Below are 17046 nucleotides of genomic sequence, written 5' to 3'. Positions count from 1 at the left end.
TCTAGTGAGGAGCGCAGGTGTATTGCAATTCAAAAAACCGATGAAATTTGCTCGCTTGATGGTCCATGGCTATCAATTCGCGCGATTTGCGGTGATGGTGTAAGGTTCGAGTTACTCAATTCACCATCGGTTGAAAAAAAGCGGAGGGGATGCCCATGACGGAAGACACTTTTGCCACGCGCCTGAAGGGGGTGCTGGAAGGCAAAAGGATCATGCTCAAGCAGGTGGCAGAGGCGCTGTCGGTATCGCCGTCGGCGGTGCACAAGTGGACCCGCGGCGGCGAGATCGAATACGAGCGGCTGCTCGCGCTGGCGCGCTTCCTGGGCGTCAACTGGCTGTGGCTGCGCTACGGCGAGCAGGCCATCGCCGACCTGGAGGCCAGCACCGCCTCTGACCCACACATCAAGGAACTGCGCCAGAAGCACCTGGCGGAGATCATGGAGAGCGAGGCGCGCATGAAGTTCGCGCAGGAGGTCTCGGGCATCGTCACCTGGGAATGGAACGTGCTGACCGATGGCCTGACCTACTCGTCCAACGACGTCACGCTGTTCGGCCGCCACATCCGCAACATGGACGACTTCTGGGCCTGCGTGCATCCGGCCGATGTCGCGCGCCTGCGCGAGGTGCTGGCGCGCACGCTGGGCGCGCAGGAGATGCACGAGTGGGAGTTCCGCGTCGTGCACGGGGACACCACGCGCTGGATCTCGTCGCGGGCCACGCTGGTGCGCGACTTCGACCAGCGCCCGGTCAAGATGATCGGCGTCAGCCTGGACATCACCGAGCGGCGCCGCGCCGAGGCTGCGCTGCGCCAGAACGAGGCGCTGCTGGCCAAGGCGCAGGAGATTGCCCACCTGGGCGGCTGGTACTGGAATATCCAGACCGACGACTGCGCCTGGACCGACGAGGCCTACCGCATCTTCGGCTGGGCCCCGCAGGCGTTCAAGGTGACCATGGAGCGCTACCTGGCGTCGATCGTCGAGGAGGACCGCGCGCGCGTGCAGGCGGCCATCCGCGCGGCCATCGTCGACAAGGCGCCGTACAGTGTCAACTACCGCATCCAGCTGCCCGACGGCAGCCATCGCGACATCCATGAGGAAGGCGAGGTCACGCTGGACGAGCACGGCAACGCCCTGACCATGGTCGGCGCCTCGCAGGATGTCACCGGGCCGGCAGCGCCGCCGGCAAGAGGCGGCGGCAAGGCCCCGCGCAAGCGTGCGGCGGACAAGCCGCGCGCACCAGCCTGACAGCGCCACAGGGCGGCATGCATTGCCGCCCTTTTTCATTTGGCGGGTCTTCCGCGTCACGTGAAGGAATAAAACCGTTTGTTTCAGTGTAAACGTTAGTGGAACGTTTGTTTCATACTCCGCTATGATGGCATCTCCATGGCGCCGGATACCGCGCGCCCGTACAAGGAGGAGATCCATCATGTCCCTGGCCAAGCCAGCCATCCCGCAGTCCCCGGGCCACGCCGCGGTGTTGCCGGACGCCGCCGCCGCCGCGTTCGCCAAGGTCACGCGCCGCATCGTGCCGTTTATCGTGCTGTGCTATTTCTTCAGCTACCTGGACCGGGTCAACGTGGGCTTCGCCAAGCTGCAGATGCAGCAGGCGCTGGGGCTGAGCGACGTGGTCTATGGCCTGGGCGCGGGCATCTTCTTCTGGGGCTACATGCTGTGCCAGGTGCCCAGCAGCCTGCTGATCTACCGCCTCGGCATGCGCCGCAGCATGGCGGCCATCATGATCCTGTGGGGGCTGGTATCCGCCGCGACCATGTTCGTGACCACGCCGATGGAGTTCTACGCGGCGCGCTTCCTGCTGGGCGTGACCGAGGCCGGCTTCTTCCCGGCCGCGGTGATGTACCTGAACAAGTGGTACCCGGCCGACCGGCAGTCGCGCATCATGTCGATCCTGTTCCTGGCGATGCCGCTGGGCATGGTGCTGGGCGGCCCGATCTCCGGCGCGCTGATGTCAGCCACGCATGACCTGCACGGGCTGCAAGGCTGGCAGTGGATGTTCCTGATCGAGGCGCTCCCGGCCATCGTGCTGGGCCTGCTGCTGTTGCGCATGCTGCCCGAGTCGCCGGAGGCCGCGCCATGGCTCACGCCGGCCGAGGCGGGCGCCATCACCCACACGCTGACCACCGAGAACGCGAAGAAGAACACCCGCTTCATCGCCGCGCTCAAGTCGCCGGTCCTGTGGATGCTGATGGCGATCTGCCTGCTGTTCAATATCGGCAACTACGGCCTGGTGTTCTGGCTGCCCACCATCATCCAGTCGACCGGGATGTCGTCGCCGCTTGAGATCGCCATGCTGACGGCGATCCCGTATGCGGTCGCGTGCGTGGCGATGAACGTCAACGCCGCGCACGCCGAGCGCACCGGCGAGCGCCGCCTGCACTCCGCGCTGCCGCTGCTGGTGGCCGCCGTCGGCATGTGGGCGAGCACGCTGTTCCCGCACAACACGGTGATGGCGATGGTGTTCCTGACTATCGGCATTTCCGGCCTGATGGCCACGCTGTCGATGTTCTGGGGCCTGCCGGGCCGCGTGCTGGCCGGCACCGCCGCGGCTGGCGGCATTGCCATGATCAACAGCGCGGCCAGCCTGGCCGGCCTGATCGGCCCGGTGCTGATGGGCGGCATCAAGCAGAGCACCGGCAGCATCTCGCTGGGCGTGCTGGCGCTGGCCGGGCTGATGCTGGCCGCGGCGGTGCTGATCCTGGCGATTCCACGCCAGCTGATGCAATCGCGGAGCTGAGGGATGGCGCAAGCAACCATGGCACAAGCACGCGATGACGATCCCGCCGGCCTGGTGGCACAAGCCGCCGCGGGCCTGCAGGTGCCGGTGGCACCCCAGGATTGCGAGCAGGCCGCCGCGCTGCTGGCCGGCATGGCGGCCATGGTGGCGGGCCTGCGCCAGGCGCTGGCGCAAGCGGAGGGGCAGCATGGTTGCTGACACGCCGACCGCCGCCGCCATGGCCGCGCAAGTACGCAGCGGCGAGCGGCTTGCCCTCGACCTGGTGCAAGACGCCCTGCAGCGCGCCGAAGCCGCCGCGCCGCTCAATGCCTGCTCGGCGCTGCTGGCGGACAGCGCACTGGCGCAGGCCGCCGCGCTGGACCGGCTGCGCGCGCAGGGCCGGCTGCTGCCGCCGCTGGCGGGCGTGCCGTTCGTGGTGAAGAGCCTGCTGGACGTGCGCGGCCACGCCACGCTGGCCGGCGCCGCGCCACGCGCGCAGGAGCCGCCGGCGCTGCGCCATGCCGATACGGTCGAGGCGCTGGTCGCCGCGGGCGCGGTGCCCGTTGCGCTGGCGGCGATGGACGAATACGCGTGCGGCGCTACCGGCGAGAACGTGATCGGCGGTCCGGTGCGCAATCCGCTCGATCCGTCGCGCATCACCGGCGGCTCGTCGGCCGGCACCGCGGCGCTGGTGGCTGCCGGGGTGGTGCCGTTCGGGCTGGGTTCGGATACCAATGGGTCGATCCGCGCCCCGGCCGCGTTCTGCGGCATCTGGGGGCTGCGCCCGACCACGGGGCGGTTGTCCCTGGCCGGATGCGTGCCGTACGCGCAGAGCCTGGATACGGTCGGCCCGATGGCCGGCAGCGCCTGTGACCTCGCGCTGGCCTATGCGGCAATGCTCGGCGTGGACGCGCCTGCTGATCCGCAAGGCCGTGGTGCCGCGACGCTGCGCGTCGGCGTGCTCGGCCGCGGCTTTTCCGATTTTGCCGAGCCCGCGGTGCAGGCGGCGGTGCTGCGCGTGGCCTCGGCCTTTGGCGCGGTGCGCACCATTGACCTGCCCGACGCCGACAGTTCGCGCGATGCCGCCTCGGTGATCTCCGCCTACGAAGTCGGGCGCAACCACCAGGCCATGGGCTTCTCCGAGCGCCATGGCGGCTACAGCGCCTTCGTGCGCCAGCGCATCCTGGCCGGGCTGGCGATGCCGCGCGGCTGGTATGACATCGCGCGCCAGTACCAGTCAGCGTGGCGGCAGCGGCTGCTGGCGCTGTTCGATGACGTCGACCTGCTGCTGGCCCCTTCGACGCCCTATGCGGCCACGCCGATCGGTGCCGACACCGTCAACGGCACCGGCCGCATCTATTGCCCACGTGCCGATGCCGGGCACCTGACGCGCCCGTTGTCGCTGGCGGGCCTGCCCGTTGTAGCCGCGCCGTGCGCGGGCGAGGGCTTGCCCGCAGGCATCCAGATCGTGGCCGCGCCCGGGCTCGAGAGCCAGGCACTGGCGGCGGCGCGCTTCCTTGAGGCGCAGGGGCTGTGCCGCAGCGCGACGCCCCGATGGCTGTAACGACTGTTTCATGGAGTTCGGGCCGTTGCGGCAAAGGCATTCGTGCCGGCGTCGCATCGTTATTGTTTCATGATGAGCATTTAAGAAACAAATGTTGCATTGGTTCGGGTCATGCCCCTATACTGCAAACGCGTAGCCGGGTCCAACCCAGGTACTGAACGGGATATCGAGATGCAAGATCAAAGGCAGCAGCAAAAGCGACGGTTCATGGCCACCCTGTTGTGGCTGGGCGCCGTGGGCCTGGCTGGCCCGGCAATGGCGGACAGCTATCCGTCGCGCCCGATCCGCCTGGTGGTGCCGTCAGCCGCCGGCGGCAGTCCCGACGTGCTGATGCGCGCATTGGGCGCCGAAGTCGGCAAGTCGCTGGGCCAGTCGTTCGTGATCGACAACAAGCCCGGCGCCTCGGGCGTGATCGGCATCTCCGAACTGGAACGCGCCGCGCCTGACGGCTACACGCTCGGCTATGCCAACAACGTGACGCTGTCGATCAACAAGAGCACCTTCCGCAAGCTGCCGTACCGGCCCGATGCCTTCGTGCCGGTGGTGCTGCTGTTCAAGGTGCCGAATGTGATCGCGGTCAGGCCGGAGATGCCGGTGAAGACCTTTGCCGAGCTGGTGGCCTACGTCAAGGCCAACCCGGACAAGGTCACCTATGCCTCGCCGGGCCAGGGCACGTCCGGCCACCTGACTGGCCAGCTGCTCGCGGACAAGGCGGGGCTGGCCTGGACGCACGTCGGCTACAAGGGCAGCCCGCAGGCCGCCACCGATGTGATGGGCGGCCAGGTCAATGTGCTGATCGACAACATGCCGACCATCCTGCCGCTGATCAAGGCCGGCAAGCTCAAGCCGCTGACGGTGACCAGCCTGGCGCGCTCGCCGCTGCTGCCGGCGCTGCCCACCATCGCGGAGTCTGGCGTGCCGGGTTTCGAAGGGGTGGCCTGGGGCGGCCTGGTCGCGCCGCAAGGCACGCCCGCCGGGGTGGTGGGCAAGCTCAACGGCGCCTTCAACCGCGCGCTGGCGGATCCGGCCATCAAGGACAAGTTCGCCGCACTGGGCGCCGAGACGGTCGGCGGCACGCCGCAGGCGCTGGCCGGCTATGCCGCGCGTGAAACCGACAAATGGGCGGCCGTGGTCAGGCAGGCCGGCATCACGCCGCAGTAAGGCCCGCCAACGAGACAAGGATTGACGATGGCATCGCAACCAGCCGCGCACCGGCGCGCCGACCTGATCTTCCGCAACGCCACGGTCGTGGACGGCACGGGCGCAGCCCGCCGCGCGGCCGATGTGGCAGTCGCGGGCGACCGCATCGTCGCCGTAGGCGACTGCGCTGACATGACCGCGGACCATACCGTGGACGCAGCCGGCCGCGTGCTGGCACCGGGCTTTATCGATGCCCACACGCACGACGACGGCTACCTGCTGGTGCATCGGGACATGACGCCCAAGGTGTCGCAGGGCATCACCACCGTGGTCACCGGCAACTGCGGCATCAGCGTGGCACCGCTGGTCAGCAGCGCGCCGCCGCAGCCGCTGGACCTGCTGGGGCCGCCCGCGCTGTTCCGCTTCGATACCTTCGCGCAGTGGCTCGACGCATTGCGCGCGACGCCGGCCAACGTCAACGTGGTGCCGCTGCTCGGGCATTCGACGTTGCGCGTGCGCGCGATGCCGGAGCTGAACCGGGCCGCCAATGCAGAAGAAATCGCTGCGATGCGCGACGAGGTCAGGCTGGCAATGGAGGCGGGCGCCTTCGGTGTCTCGACCGGCACGTTCTATCCGCCCGCGGCAGCCGCCACCGAAACCGAGATCATCGCCGTGTGCGAGCCGGTCCGCACCCACGGCGGCCTCTATTCCACCCACCTGCGCGACGAGACCGACGACATCGTGCCGTCGATCGAAGAAGCGCTGCGCATTGGCCGCGCGCTTGACTGCCAGGTGGTGTTTTCCCACCACAAGGTCGCGGGCAAGCGCAATCATGGCCGCTCGGTCGAAACCCTCGGCCTGCTGGCCGACGCCGCGCGCTTGCAGCCGCTGTGCCTGGACTGCCATCCCTATCCCGCGACCTCGACCATGCTGCGGCTGGACCGCGTGCGCCAGTCCACGCGCACCATGATCACCTGGTCCACCGGCTACCCGCCTGCGGGCGGCCGCGACTTCCACGAGCTGATGCAGGAGCTTGGCCTGGACGAGGACGCGCTCTTGGCAAAGCTGCGCCCCGCGGCGGCGATCTACTTCATCATGGATGAGCGCGATGTCGAGCGCATTGCGCAGTTCCCGCTGACCATCTTCGGCTCGGACGGCCTGCCGTTCGATCCGCGCCCGCATCCGCGCCAGTGGGGCACCTTCCCGCGCATCCTGGCGCGCATGGTGCGCGAAGACCAGCTGATGACGCTGGAAACCGCAATCCACAAGATGTCCGGCCTGGCCGCGCAGCAATACGGGCTGGCGGACCGCGGCCGGATCGTGCCGGGCGCGTTTGCCGACCTGGTGCTGTTCGATGCGGACCGGGTGCAGGACCGTGCCACCTTTGAAGACCCGCTGCAACTGAGCACCGGCATCCACGGCGTCTGGGTCAACGGCGCCAGGGTCTGGGAACAGTCCACACAGACGGACAGCGAAGGCAGCGCACTGCCCGCGTTTTCCGGCCGCGTGCTGGAGCGCCACCCCGCCGACACCGATTCCGCTCTGCGCCGCTGACGCGCGGCACCACCACCACACCATCATGACCCACGTATTCCATCGCAATCCGCGCCAGAAGCTGCCCGTTGCCGTTGCCGGGCAGGGCATCGAACTGATCGACAGCGAAGGCCGGCGCTATCTCGACGCCTCCGGCGGTGCCGCCGTGTCGTGCCTGGGGCACGGCCATCCGCGCGTGATCGAGGCGATCAAGTCGCAGCTCGACACCATCGCCTACGCGCATACGTCGTTCTTCACCACCGAGGTATCGGAAACGCTGGCCGAGACGCTGGCGCAGGCCGCGCCGGGCGATCTCGACCATGTCTACTTTGTCTCCGGCGGCTCCGAAGCGGTGGAGTCGGCGCTGAAGCTGGCGCGCCAGTATTTCGTCGAAGCAGGGCAGCCCAGCCGCCGCCACTTCATCGCGCGCCGCCAGAGCTACCATGGCAACACCCTGGGCGCGCTGGCCATCGGCGGCAACGCCTGGCGGCGCGAGCCCTTCCTGCCGCTGCTGGTGCCGGCGCACCACGTGTCGCCGTGCTATGCCTACCGCGACCAGCAGGCCGGCGAGACCGACGCGCAATACGCACAGCGCCTGGCCGACGAGCTGGAAGCCAAGATCCTGGAACTTGGCCCCGACACGGTGGCCGCCTTCGTTGCCGAAACCGTGGTGGGCGCCACCGCCGGCGCGGTGCCGCCGGTGGGCGACTACCTGAAGCGCATCCGCGCCGTGTGCGACAAGTACGGCGTGCTGCTGATCCTGGATGAAGTGATGTCAGGCATGGGCCGTACCGGCTTCCTGTTCGCGTGCGAAGAGGATGGCGTGGTGCCCGATATCGTCACCATTGCCAAGGGCCTGGGTGCGGGCTACCAGCCGATCGGCGCGATGCTGTCGACGCGCAGGATCTACGACGCCATCGTCGGCGGCAGCGGCTTCTTCCAGCATGGCCATACCTATATCGGCCATGCCACGGCCTGCGCCGCGGCGCTGGCGGTGCAGCGGACCATTGCCGAAGACAACTTGCTGGCCAACGTGCTGGCGCGCGGCGAGCAACTGCGCGCACGGTTACGCGAGGTGCTGGGTGACCATCCCAACCTGGGCGATATCCGTGGACGCGGCTTGTTCGTCGGTGTGGAGTTCGTGGCCGACCGCGACAGCAAGGCCACGCTCGATCCGGCGCTGAAGACGCATGCGCGCCTGAAAGCCGCCGCCGTGCAGAACGGCCTGCTGGTCTATCCGATGGGTGGCACGGTCGATGGCGTGCATGGCGACCACGTGTTGTTCGCACCGCCGTTTATTTGCACGCCGCAGGATATCGACAGGATTGTCGAGCGCTTTGCGGCGGCGGTGCAGGCAGTGCTGCCGGCTTGCGTGACGGCTTGAATTGCTGAAGGGTCCTGCCTCCCGCTGGTTCGCTCCCCTCTCCCGCTTGCGGGAGAGGGGGCGCGCAATCAGTCAGCAATCCGCGCTGCCCACATCAGCCGAACGCAGCAACCTGCCTGAATGCGCCATGCCCCGGCGCCTGTGCTGACGCCGGTTCCGCATCCAGCCTGAACTCGCCCACCACGCGCTGCAGCTCAGTGGCCTGGCCCGCCAGTTCGTGCGAGGCACTGGCCGCCTGCTCCACCAGCGCCGCATTCTGCTGCGTCACGGTGTCCATCTGCGCCACCGCCTCGTTGACCTGCGCAATCCCGGCACTTTGCTGTTCAGAGGCCGCAGTGATCTCGCCCAGCAGCCCGGTCACGCTGGCCACTGCCTGAACGATCTCCTGCATGGTCTCGCCGGCCTGGCCCACCAGTGCCGAGCCGCTGTCCACCTGCTGCACCGAATCGTCGATCAGTTGCTTGATCTCCCGCGCCGCCGACGCACTGCGTTGCGCCAGCGTTCGCACCTCGCCGGCCACCACGGCAAAGCCGCGCCCCTGCTCACCCGCGCGCGCGGCTTCCACCGCCGCGTTCAGCGCCAGGATATTGGTCTGGAAGGCAATGCCTTCGATCACTTCGATGATGTCCGTGACCTTGCGCGAGCTGGCGCTGATCGCCGACATGGTCTGCACCACGTTGCCCACCACTTCGCCACCGCGCGCGGCGATTCCCGATGCGGTTGCCGCCAGCCCGTTGGCGGCGCGCGCGCGTTCGGTGTTCTGCTGCACCATCGAGGTCAGCTCGCCCATGCTTGACGCGGTCTCTTCCAGCGCCGCCGCCTGCTCTTCCGTGCGCTGCGACAGGTCGGTATTGCCCGCGGCAATCTGGTGCGAAGCGGCGGTGATCGAATCGGTGGAAGCGCGGATGCGTGTCACCAGGTCGGTGAGCATGTCTTCCATCTCTCCCAGGCCGCCCAGCAGCCGCCCAAACTCGCCGCCGCGCTCGGTGTCGAACTCCTGGCTGAGGTCGCCCGCCGCCACGGTCTCGGCTATGTAGACGGCTTCTGACAACGGCGCCTCGATGCTGCGCGCCAGCGCCCAGACCGCGCCCACCGCCAGGCATAGCCCACCCACGCCCAACGCGATCAGCAGGCGCCGCGCATCGGCCGCCTCCTGCATCCGCGGCAAGGCCACCGCGATCCCGATCGCCATCAGCGACCACATGGCGCCAAACGCCGCGCCCAGGCGTATGCGAATCCCCAGGTTTTGCATGTCTCTCCCCCGTTTCCACCCCAGAAGTGCAGGCGCCGGCGTGCCGGCTGCCTGTCTTGCCAATGTCTTCGCTGGCCAACTCTTGCTTAACGGCGGGAACGGTGCAGTCTTTAGCGGCTTGCAGGACAGGCTTGTCGCGGCATCGACTTACAATTGCAATTGAGTTGCGTTAATATGGCGCCGGTCGACACAGCCAGCGCCTCCATCAATGCGTAAGCATGCGAACTTCGTTCGTCTCATCTGGGCCGTGCTCCTGCTCTTGCTAGTGCAGGCGTGGGCCGCGGTGACGCACGTGCATGCGGTACCGGGAACGCGGCTGGAGGCTGTCGTGGCGAACACAAGCGCAGGCGCAATCCCCGATACGGCCGCCACGCCGGACACGTCCGACACGGACCGCGTGCCTGCCGATGGCACGACGGAATGCGATTGCCTGTGGTGCTCGCCCCGGTTGCATCTCTTCATCAGCGCCGCCATCGCGGTGCAAATGCTCTGCGTCATCCTGCGCCTGTTGTCACGGGTACGGCAGGTCGATGTCGCCGCGCCGACATGGCGTACCCGCTTCCTCTCTCCGCCCGCCTTGCGCGCGCCACCGGCGCTGCCCCGCGCCGCCGGCTAACCCCCGGCCGCATCCCTTTCCCGTATATCTGATTGCGCGTCCGCTGCGTCATGCCAGGCGGGCGGCATGCTCACGTCTGAATTTTGTACGGCAAGCCCGGTGCCCGTAGCGGATACCGCCGGGCTGCCGCGAGGCCTCATGAACAAGAACGAAAACACGGGTGCCGCGCGCCCCCTGGCCTGGACACTGCTCTCGCTCTCGTCGGGCGTCTTCAGTCAGGCCGCATTTGCCGAAGGCCAGCATACGGTGCTGCCGGAAGTCAGCGTGGTGGCGACGCAGGACACCAGCCTGCAAGGCAAACGCAAGCTCGTGACCACGGACAGCACCGGCCTGCCGACCGCGGTCTCGGTCGTCACCGCCGACGAGTTGGGCACCATCAATATCGGCCGGGACATCTCCAACATGTTCCGCCGTGTACCTGGGGTGGTGGCCAACAACATCGACCAGGGCGACACGGGCAACGGCTTCCGCATGCGCGGCTTCGCCACCCAGGGCACGCACGGCGCCGACACCGCAGTCTATGTGGACGGGGTGCCGCAGAACATGCCGTCCAGCCAGGCCGGCGCCGGGCATGGGCCTGCATTCCTGGAATGGCTGACCCCGGACATGATCGGCCAGATTGACGTCATCAAGGGGCCGGTGTCCGCGTTGTATGGCGACCAGAACCGGGCGGGTGCCGTGCCGATCAGCACGCAGTCGGGCGACGTGCCCTCCAGCATCGGCATCGGCTTCGACCGGTACAACGGCAAGCGCGCAACACTGGTCCTGTCAGGCAGCCATGCGTTCCGGCCCGGGCCTGAGCCGATCAAGTCGCTGTTCGTGGCCGATATCTACCGCACCCATAGCTACCGGTACGACGGCAGCACCGACCGCGACAACTTTTTCTGGAAGCTGTCGACCAGGATCGGCGACGGCGTCTACAGCCTGCGGCTCAACCACTATCGCTCCGAATCGACAGCCGCCGGCTACCTGCTGCTGAGCGACCTGCAATCCGGCAAGGTGGACCCGCGCTCCACGCAATACGGGCTGCCGGGCTTCGGCAGCGGCAAGCGTTCGATGTTCGCGCTGAATCGCGCCCCGGCGCATGGCGAGGACGGCTGGTATGCGACGTTGTACGGGGAAGCCTTCGAGCGCGAGCGTGGCATTGCCACCAGCAGCGTGCAGCACACCGTGGGTTCGGATGACCGGAATATCTTCGGCGGCCGGCTGGCCAACAACTTCACCTTCGGAGACCGGGCCGCGCTCATGGTCGGCGCGGAAGTGCGCCGCGACCGCGGCGACGCGCAGCGCCAGATCTGGGTGCGTGGCGTGCCCACTGCGAACTATATCAACGCGCAGCAGCTCGACCTGCTCACCTACGGGCTGTTCGTGCAGGGGCAGTTCAGGCCCGTCGAAGCGGTCAAGCTGACCGCCGGCCTGCGGCGCGACTGGTTCGACTACGACATCGTCAACCGCAAGCTGCCGGCAGCGAGCACCGACTACTTCTCGGGCGTCACCACGCCGAAGCTCGGCGCGGTCTGGTCGGTGCTGCCCCGGCTCGACCTGTTCGCCAACGTCGCGCAGGGCTTCCGTTCGCCGGCCGCGGAGCAGATCAGCAGCAGCGGGGCCACGGGCCCGCTGGGCGCTCCCGGCGGCACGGTCTATGACGTATCGCCGTCGAAGGTGAAATCCTACGACGTGGGCTTTACCGCGACGCCGGCCAACAACCTGACCGTGACCGCAGCAGCCTACTACACGCTGAATGAGGACGAGATCGTGGGGCAGCCGGACGGATCGTTCAAGTCGGTCGGCGACACGACGCGCAAGGGATATGAGCTCGAGGCCCGCTGGCGGCCCATCCGCCCGGTGTCGGTCTACGCCAGCTACGGGCAGATCATCCAGGCCGAAGCAAACAACCCGCTGCCAAACACGGGGGCCAGGCTTTCGGTTCCCCGGCACCAGCTCAAGCTGGGCGCCGAGTACCGCCAGCGGCTGCAGGGCGCGCAACTGACGGTCAATGCCGATGCTTACCTGACTACCGGTATTCCCTATTACATGGGGGCGCCGCAGACCCAGTTGCGCTTCATGCCAGCCTACACGCGCTTCGACTTGCGTGCGGTGCTCGACTGGAAGCAATACCAGTTGTCGCTGTTCGCGGTGCTGCAGCCGCACCGGTTCTCGACCGAGGCCGCGTATGGGTCCGCAGCGGGGCTGCTGGTAGCGCCGCAGCCGAAATGGCAGGCCGGCATGGCGGCACGCTATTTCTTCTGACGTATTCGACGGAGACACGACATGCTTGAAATTCGTGACCTGGTTGTCCATCGCGACGGGCGTCGCGTGGTGGACGGCCTGAATATTACCGTGCCGAAGGGCTGCATCTACGCCTTGCTGGGCGGCAACGGCGCGGGCAAGACCACCACCATCGATGTGACGCTGGGGTTTGTCCCGCCGGCCGGTGGCACGGTGCTGGTCGACGGACTGTCGCCCGTTGCCGATCCGGCTGCGGTCAGGCGGCGCGTCGCCTACCTGCCCGAGAACGTCGCGCTGTATCCCTACTTGTCCGGCGCGGAAAACCTGGATTACTTCTGCGCGATTGCCGGCATCAGCCTGTCGCGTGCCGAGGCCACGGCGCTGCTGGACGGCGCGGGGCTGGCCCGCGACGCGCACGGCCGGCGCGTAGCGAAATACTCGAAGGGCATGCGCCAGAAGGTGGGCCTGGCCATCGCCCAGGCCAAATCCGCGTCATTGCTGCTGCTTGACGAGCCGACCTCAGGGCTGGACCCGGCCGCGGCCGATGACATGGCAAGCCGTGTCCGGCAAGCGGCGGACGCGGGCACGGCGGTGCTGATGGCCACGCATGACCTGTTCAACGCCAGGCAGCTCGCCGACCGCATCGGCATCCTGCGTGCCGGCGTGCTGGTGGCCGAGTTTGACGCGGCCACCGTCGGCCACGAGGCACTGGCCTCAACCTACCTGGCCCATGCGCGCGCGCAGGGTGTTGCGCCATGATCAGGACCGTGGTTGTGAAGGAACTCAGGGCGATGGCCAGGGAGGGGCGCTTCGCAGCCCTGCTTGCGATCGGCGCCGCGGTATTGGCCGTCGCCATCCTGGCCTCGCTGCAGCGGCATGCCGCCGTCGCCAGCGAGGTGGCGCAGGTTACCGCCGCCACGCGGCAGCAGTGGGACGACCAGGGTGACAAGCATCCGCATCGCGGCGCGCACTTCGGCTTGTACGTGTTCCGGCCCGCCTCCGCGCTGACGGTGATCGAGCCGGGGCTGGGCGACTACTTTGGCCAGGCGCTGTGGCTGGAGCCGCACCGGCGCAATGTGGCGCGCTTCGAGCCCGCGCAGGATGCGCTGCCATCCACCCGCTTCGGCGACCTGAGCGCCGGCTTCGTGTTCGCGGTGCTGTTGCCGCTGCTGGTGATCGCAGTCACTTTCGATGCCGTCAGCGGCGAGCGGCAGCGCGGCACACTGCGCATGATGCACGGCGCCGGCGTGGCGCCGGCCAGGCTCGTGGCCGGCAAATTCCTGGCGCTGGGCGCGGGCTTTGCCGTGTTTGCGCTGGCCGTCGCGCTGGCCCCGGTCATCGCGGCCAGCGCCGGCGGCACGCTGGATGGTGCGGTCTGGTGGCGGGCAGCGGGCCTGGGTGCCGCCTATCTGCTATACACCGCGATTCTGGTGGGACTGGGCCTGGCGGTGTCGGCCTGGCTGGCCGACGGCAGGAGCGCGTTGTTCGTGCTGGTGGGCCTGTGGCTGGCCTTTGTCTTCGTGATCCCGGGCATTGGCGCGGCGGTTGCGCGGCATGCCGTGCCGCTGCCGTCGGCGCAAGCGTTCTGGGCGGCGATCCAGCGCGACTTCACGGAGGGATTGCCGGGCGACGGCAACCTGGCGGCCCGCACCGAACGCCATGACGCGGCGCTGCTGTCGCGCTATGGCGTCACGCGCCTCGAGGACCTGCCCGTGGGCGCGGCGCCGCTGCGGCGGCTGGAGCGCGACGCCTACGCCGACCGGGTCCATGCGCTGCATTTCGATGCGCTGTGGCAGCGCTATGCGGCGCAGGAGAACGTGATGCGCGCCGCCGCGCTGCTGAGCCCCACGCTGGCGATCCGCAACTTCGCCATGAAGATGGCGGGAACGGATCTCTCGCACCAGCGCGACTACGAGGCCGCCGCGGAGCGCTATCGGCGCAGCGTCAACACGGCCATCGATGAATGGGATGCCAGCCACACGCGCGGCATGACTTCGTTCGATGCCAGGTACGCAGGCGCTGCGCTTTGGCGCGCAATCCGGCCCTTTGCCTACACCATGCCGCCGGCGCTGTTCGCGCTGCGGGCAGCGTTGCCGGAGATCGCGATCATGTTCTGGTGGTGCGGGCTGGCCGTGGCCGGCCTGTTCTTCTCTCTTCGCAGGATACAGCCATGAACCCCATAAGACAGACCAGGCAGGCGCTTGCCGCGCAATGCCGCCGCTTCCGCGCGGCGGGCAGTGCCCGTTGGGCGCTGCTGCTGTTTGCTGCCGCCCTGTGCGCGTGCGCGCTGGCATCGGGTCTCAGTGCGCGCGCATGGCATGAGAAGCTGCAGCAGCTGGAAGCAAACGGGCAGGCGGCGTTGCGCCTTGCCCAGGCCAAGGCATCGCCGGCATCGCCGGAGCAGGCCGCCATGGCGGCATTCCGGTTCGCCAGGTCGGAAGCCCCGGTGGCGCAGCTGCCGCCAGGTGGCGGGTTGGCGCTGGCGAGCAGCGTGCTGGACCTGCTGCCGCCGTCGGTTCGCGTCACTGTCGAGAGCCGCCACACCGACGCGCGCAACGAGGAGCGGCTGGCCAACCCGCTGTTGCAGCGCTATGGCACCTTCGACCTGGCGACGGCGATCGCGCTGCTGGCGCCGCTCATGCTGGTTTGCCTGTGCGCAGGCATGGTCCAGGGCGAGCGCGAACATGGCACGTGGCGGATGTTGATGGCGCAGGGTGCGGCCGGCGGGCGTGTGCTGTTCGCCGCCATCGCGGTTCGGGCGGGCGCCGTCTGGCTGATTGCAGTGCTCGCTTCCACGCTGGCATTCGTGCTGGACCCCGCAGCAACGCTGTCGGCGTATCTCGCATGGCTGTTCTGCGTGACGGCGTTCATCGCGTTCTGGAGTGCGGCCAGCGGTGCGCTCAACCTGCTGCCCGGTTCCGGTGCCACGGCGGTGCTGGCCGGGCTTGGCCTGTGGGTCATCGCCACCTTCGGCACGCCTGCGATGGTCGCGGCGCTGGCGGATCGCACGATGCCGATGCCGTCACGGCTGGCGGCAATCGTCCAGATCCGCGCGGCGCAGCAGAGCGCGGAAGCCAGGATGTCGGCCCTGGTGGACGAGTGGTATCAGGCTAATCCGCAGTGGGCCCCGGCCACGGCACGACAGCACGCATGGCCGGTCAGCTTCATGCCGCGCTACCTCGACCAGGCAGCGCATATCCGGCCGGTCGTGTCCGCGTTCGACCAGGCGCGCGCGCTGCGTTTCGAGCAGGCGGAACGATGGGGCTGGTTGTCGCCGCCACTGTCGCTGCTGCTTGCTGCCGACCGGCTGGCAGGCAGTGACGCGCCGCGGTACGCCAGCTTCATGGCACGGGTAGACCGCTTCGAAGCGCAGTGGCGCGCGTACTTCGTCCCGCGCATCATGGGCTATCGTGGCGTGTCGACGGACGAGTATCGGAATGCGCCGCGGTTCGAGTGGATTGAAGGGGAGCGCGGGAAGGTGGGGATTGGCGGGCTGCAGCAATTTGGGCTGGCAGCGGCAATGCTAGGCTTGCTCGTGGTGTTCCGGGCGCGGTTGGCGCGCCCTTGAACGCCGCGCTCAGTCCACCTGCGCGCCCGATGCCTTCACGATGCGGGCCCACTTGTCCATGTCGGACGCCAGCATCTTGCTGAACTGCTGCGGCGTGCCCGTCATCACTTCGGCGCCCTGTGCCGCCAGCTTGTCGCGCAGGGTCTTGTCCGCCAGGATCTCCTGCATGGCCTGGCCGAGCTTTTGGGTCACGTCCTTCGGCGTATTCTTGACCGCGAACAGGCCGACCCAGAGGTCGCCGCTATACCCGGGCACGGTTTCGTTGATCGCGGGAATGTCCGGCGCGAACGGCGAGCGCTTGGCGGAGCTGACGCCGAGCGCGCGCACCTTGCCCGCCTTGATATGGGCCAGCACCGACGGCAGGCTGGCGAAGGCCAGCGGCACCTGGTTGCCCAGCACATCGTTCAGCGCCGGCGCGACGCCCTTGTAGGGCACATGTTCGAGCTTGATGCCGGCCATGCTGTTGAGCATCTCGCCCAGCAGGTGGTTCAGCGTGCCATTGCCGGCGGAGGCATAGCGGTAGTAGTCCGGCCTGGCCTTGGCCATCGCGATCAATTCGGGCAGCGACTTGGCGGGGAAGGCGGGATTGGCCACCAGCACGTTCGGCACGCTTGCCACCGGGGCGATCGGCTCGAAATCCTTGACCGGGTCGAACGGAATGCTGCGGTACAGCGACGGGTTGATGGCCTGCGTGCTGCTGATGGTCATCAGCAGCGTGTAGCCGTCCGGCGTGGCGCGGGCCGCTGCCTGGGTGCCGATATTGCCGCCGGCGCCCGGGCGGTTTTCCACCACCACCTGCTGGCCGAGCCGTTGCGACAGGGTCGCGGCGACCAGTCGCGCGACGATGTCGTTGGTGCCGCCCGGTGCCTGCGGCACGATCATCTGGATGGGCTTGGACGGATAGGGGGCGGCGGCGAGGGCTCTGGCGCTGAACAGCGGCAGGCATGCGGCCAGGGCAGCGGCGGCTGCCAGGGCGCGGCGGGTGCGTTGCATGGTGTCTCCTGGAATTGCGGGGCCGTGAATGCCGGCC

The 17046-nt window shown here is 68.2% G+C and carries 14 protein-coding genes; 12 read left to right on the top strand and 2 right to left on the bottom strand.

Annotated features, from left to right (window positions below; all coding sequences use genetic code 11):
• Nucleotides 1–155: 155 nt before the first annotated feature.
• The 7 genes from I6H87_RS29490 (at nt 156) to I6H87_RS29460 (ending at nt 8351) form a co-directional block, all read left to right on the top strand.
• On the top strand, nt 156–1244 hold the full coding sequence (locus I6H87_RS29490; RefSeq protein ID WP_041688194.1) for a helix-turn-helix domain-containing protein: 1089 nt from the start codon (nt 156–158) through the stop codon (nt 1242–1244).
• A gap of 181 nt (nt 1245–1425) precedes the next feature.
• Nucleotides 1426–2751, top strand: coding sequence for an MFS transporter (locus tag I6H87_RS29485; RefSeq protein WP_011617665.1), 1326 nt, complete (start codon nt 1426–1428; stop codon nt 2749–2751).
• Nucleotides 2752–2754: 3 nt separating this feature from the next.
• Complete coding sequence (locus I6H87_RS29480; protein WP_041688192.1) at nt 2755–2949, top strand: hypothetical protein; 195 nt, start codon at nt 2755–2757, stop codon at nt 2947–2949.
• A complete protein-coding gene (locus I6H87_RS29475) occupies nt 2939–4294 on the top strand; it encodes an amidase family protein (protein ID WP_011617664.1) in 1356 nt (451 codons plus the stop codon). Before I6H87_RS29480 ends, I6H87_RS29475 begins: the two co-directional genes overlap by 11 nt.
• A gap of 207 nt (nt 4295–4501) precedes the next feature.
• Nucleotides 4502–5455, top strand: a complete 954-nt coding sequence (locus I6H87_RS29470; protein WP_231881458.1) for a Bug family tripartite tricarboxylate transporter substrate binding protein — start codon at nt 4502–4504, stop codon at nt 5453–5455.
• Nucleotides 5456–5482: 27 nt separating this feature from the next.
• A complete protein-coding gene (locus tag I6H87_RS29465) occupies nt 5483–6988 on the top strand; it encodes an N-acyl-D-amino-acid deacylase family protein (protein ID WP_011617662.1) in 1506 nt (501 codons plus the stop codon).
• Nucleotides 6989–7013: 25 nt separating this feature from the next.
• On the top strand, nt 7014–8351 hold the full coding sequence (locus I6H87_RS29460) for an aspartate aminotransferase family protein (RefSeq protein ID WP_011617661.1): 1338 nt from the start codon (nt 7014–7016) through the stop codon (nt 8349–8351).
• A 94-nt stretch (nt 8352–8445) separates the two neighbouring features.
• Here I6H87_RS29460 and I6H87_RS29455 read toward each other — a convergent pair whose 3' ends face one another.
• Nucleotides 8446–9603: a methyl-accepting chemotaxis protein gene (locus tag I6H87_RS29455; RefSeq protein ID WP_011617660.1), complete on the bottom strand. Its 1158-nt coding sequence runs from the start codon at nt 9601–9603 to the stop codon at nt 8446–8448.
• A gap of 208 nt (nt 9604–9811) precedes the next feature.
• On the opposite strand from I6H87_RS29455, the gene I6H87_RS29450 reads away from it, so the two are divergent.
• From I6H87_RS29450 to I6H87_RS29430, 5 genes are all read left to right on the top strand, one after another.
• Nucleotides 9812–10219 carry a DUF2946 family protein gene (locus I6H87_RS29450; protein ID WP_011617659.1) on the top strand — a complete coding sequence of 136 codons (408 nt, stop codon included), beginning with the start codon at nt 9812–9814 and terminating at the stop codon, nt 10217–10219.
• Between the two features lie 138 nt (nt 10220–10357).
• On the top strand, nt 10358–12469 hold the full coding sequence (locus I6H87_RS29445; protein ID WP_011617658.1) for a TonB-dependent receptor: 2112 nt from the start codon (nt 10358–10360) through the stop codon (nt 12467–12469).
• Between the two features lie 21 nt (nt 12470–12490).
• Nucleotides 12491–13207, top strand: a complete 717-nt coding sequence (locus tag I6H87_RS29440) for an ABC transporter ATP-binding protein (protein ID WP_010811018.1) — start codon at nt 12491–12493, stop codon at nt 13205–13207.
• The gene (locus tag I6H87_RS29435) at nt 13204–14622 is read left to right on the top strand and encodes an ABC transporter permease (RefSeq protein ID WP_011617657.1); all 1419 of its coding nucleotides are present in this window, start codon (nt 13204–13206) and stop codon (nt 14620–14622) included. Before I6H87_RS29440 ends, I6H87_RS29435 begins: the two co-directional genes overlap by 4 nt.
• Nucleotides 14619–16016, top strand: a complete 1398-nt coding sequence (locus I6H87_RS29430; RefSeq protein ID WP_011617656.1) for a DUF3526 domain-containing protein — start codon at nt 14619–14621, stop codon at nt 16014–16016. The genes I6H87_RS29435 and I6H87_RS29430 overlap by 4 nt, the downstream gene beginning before the upstream one ends.
• Nucleotides 16017–16025: 9 nt before the next feature.
• On the opposite strand, the gene I6H87_RS29425 is transcribed toward I6H87_RS29430, so the two are convergent.
• Nucleotides 16026–17009: a Bug family tripartite tricarboxylate transporter substrate binding protein gene (locus I6H87_RS29425; RefSeq protein WP_011617655.1), complete on the bottom strand. Its 984-nt coding sequence runs from the start codon at nt 17007–17009 to the stop codon at nt 16026–16028.
• Nucleotides 17010–17046 lie beyond the last annotated feature (37 nt).

Source organism: Cupriavidus necator, assembly GCF_016127575.1.
Taxonomy (GTDB): domain Bacteria; phylum Pseudomonadota; class Gammaproteobacteria; order Burkholderiales; family Burkholderiaceae; genus Cupriavidus; species Cupriavidus necator_D.
This window is presented reverse-complemented; position numbering and strand designations above follow the sequence as displayed.

Coding starts and splice junctions, on each gene's coding strand:
- I6H87_RS29490 (WP_041688194.1), top strand. CDS start 156: ATGACGGAAGACACTTTTGCCACGCGCCTGAAGGGGGTGCTGGAAGGC.
- I6H87_RS29485 (WP_011617665.1), top strand. CDS start 1,426: ATGTCCCTGGCCAAGCCAGCCATCCCGCAGTCCCCGGGCCACGCCGCG.
- I6H87_RS29480 (WP_041688192.1), top strand. CDS start 2,755: ATGGCGCAAGCAACCATGGCACAAGCACGCGATGACGATCCCGCCGGC.
- I6H87_RS29475 (WP_011617664.1), top strand. CDS start 2,939: ATGGTTGCTGACACGCCGACCGCCGCCGCCATGGCCGCGCAAGTACGC.
- I6H87_RS29470 (WP_231881458.1), top strand. CDS start 4,502: ATGGCCACCCTGTTGTGGCTGGGCGCCGTGGGCCTGGCTGGCCCGGCA.
- I6H87_RS29465 (WP_011617662.1), top strand. CDS start 5,483: ATGGCATCGCAACCAGCCGCGCACCGGCGCGCCGACCTGATCTTCCGC.
- I6H87_RS29460 (WP_011617661.1), top strand. CDS start 7,014: ATGACCCACGTATTCCATCGCAATCCGCGCCAGAAGCTGCCCGTTGCC.
- I6H87_RS29455 (WP_011617660.1), bottom strand. CDS start 9,603: ATGCAAAACCTGGGGATTCGCATACGCCTGGGCGCGGCGTTTGGCGCC.
- I6H87_RS29450 (WP_011617659.1), top strand. CDS start 9,812: ATGCGTAAGCATGCGAACTTCGTTCGTCTCATCTGGGCCGTGCTCCTG.
- I6H87_RS29445 (WP_011617658.1), top strand. CDS start 10,358: ATGAACAAGAACGAAAACACGGGTGCCGCGCGCCCCCTGGCCTGGACA.
- I6H87_RS29440 (WP_010811018.1), top strand. CDS start 12,491: ATGCTTGAAATTCGTGACCTGGTTGTCCATCGCGACGGGCGTCGCGTG.
- I6H87_RS29435 (WP_011617657.1), top strand. CDS start 13,204: ATGATCAGGACCGTGGTTGTGAAGGAACTCAGGGCGATGGCCAGGGAG.
- I6H87_RS29430 (WP_011617656.1), top strand. CDS start 14,619: ATGAACCCCATAAGACAGACCAGGCAGGCGCTTGCCGCGCAATGCCGC.
- I6H87_RS29425 (WP_011617655.1), bottom strand. CDS start 17,009: ATGCAACGCACCCGCCGCGCCCTGGCAGCCGCCGCTGCCCTGGCCGCA.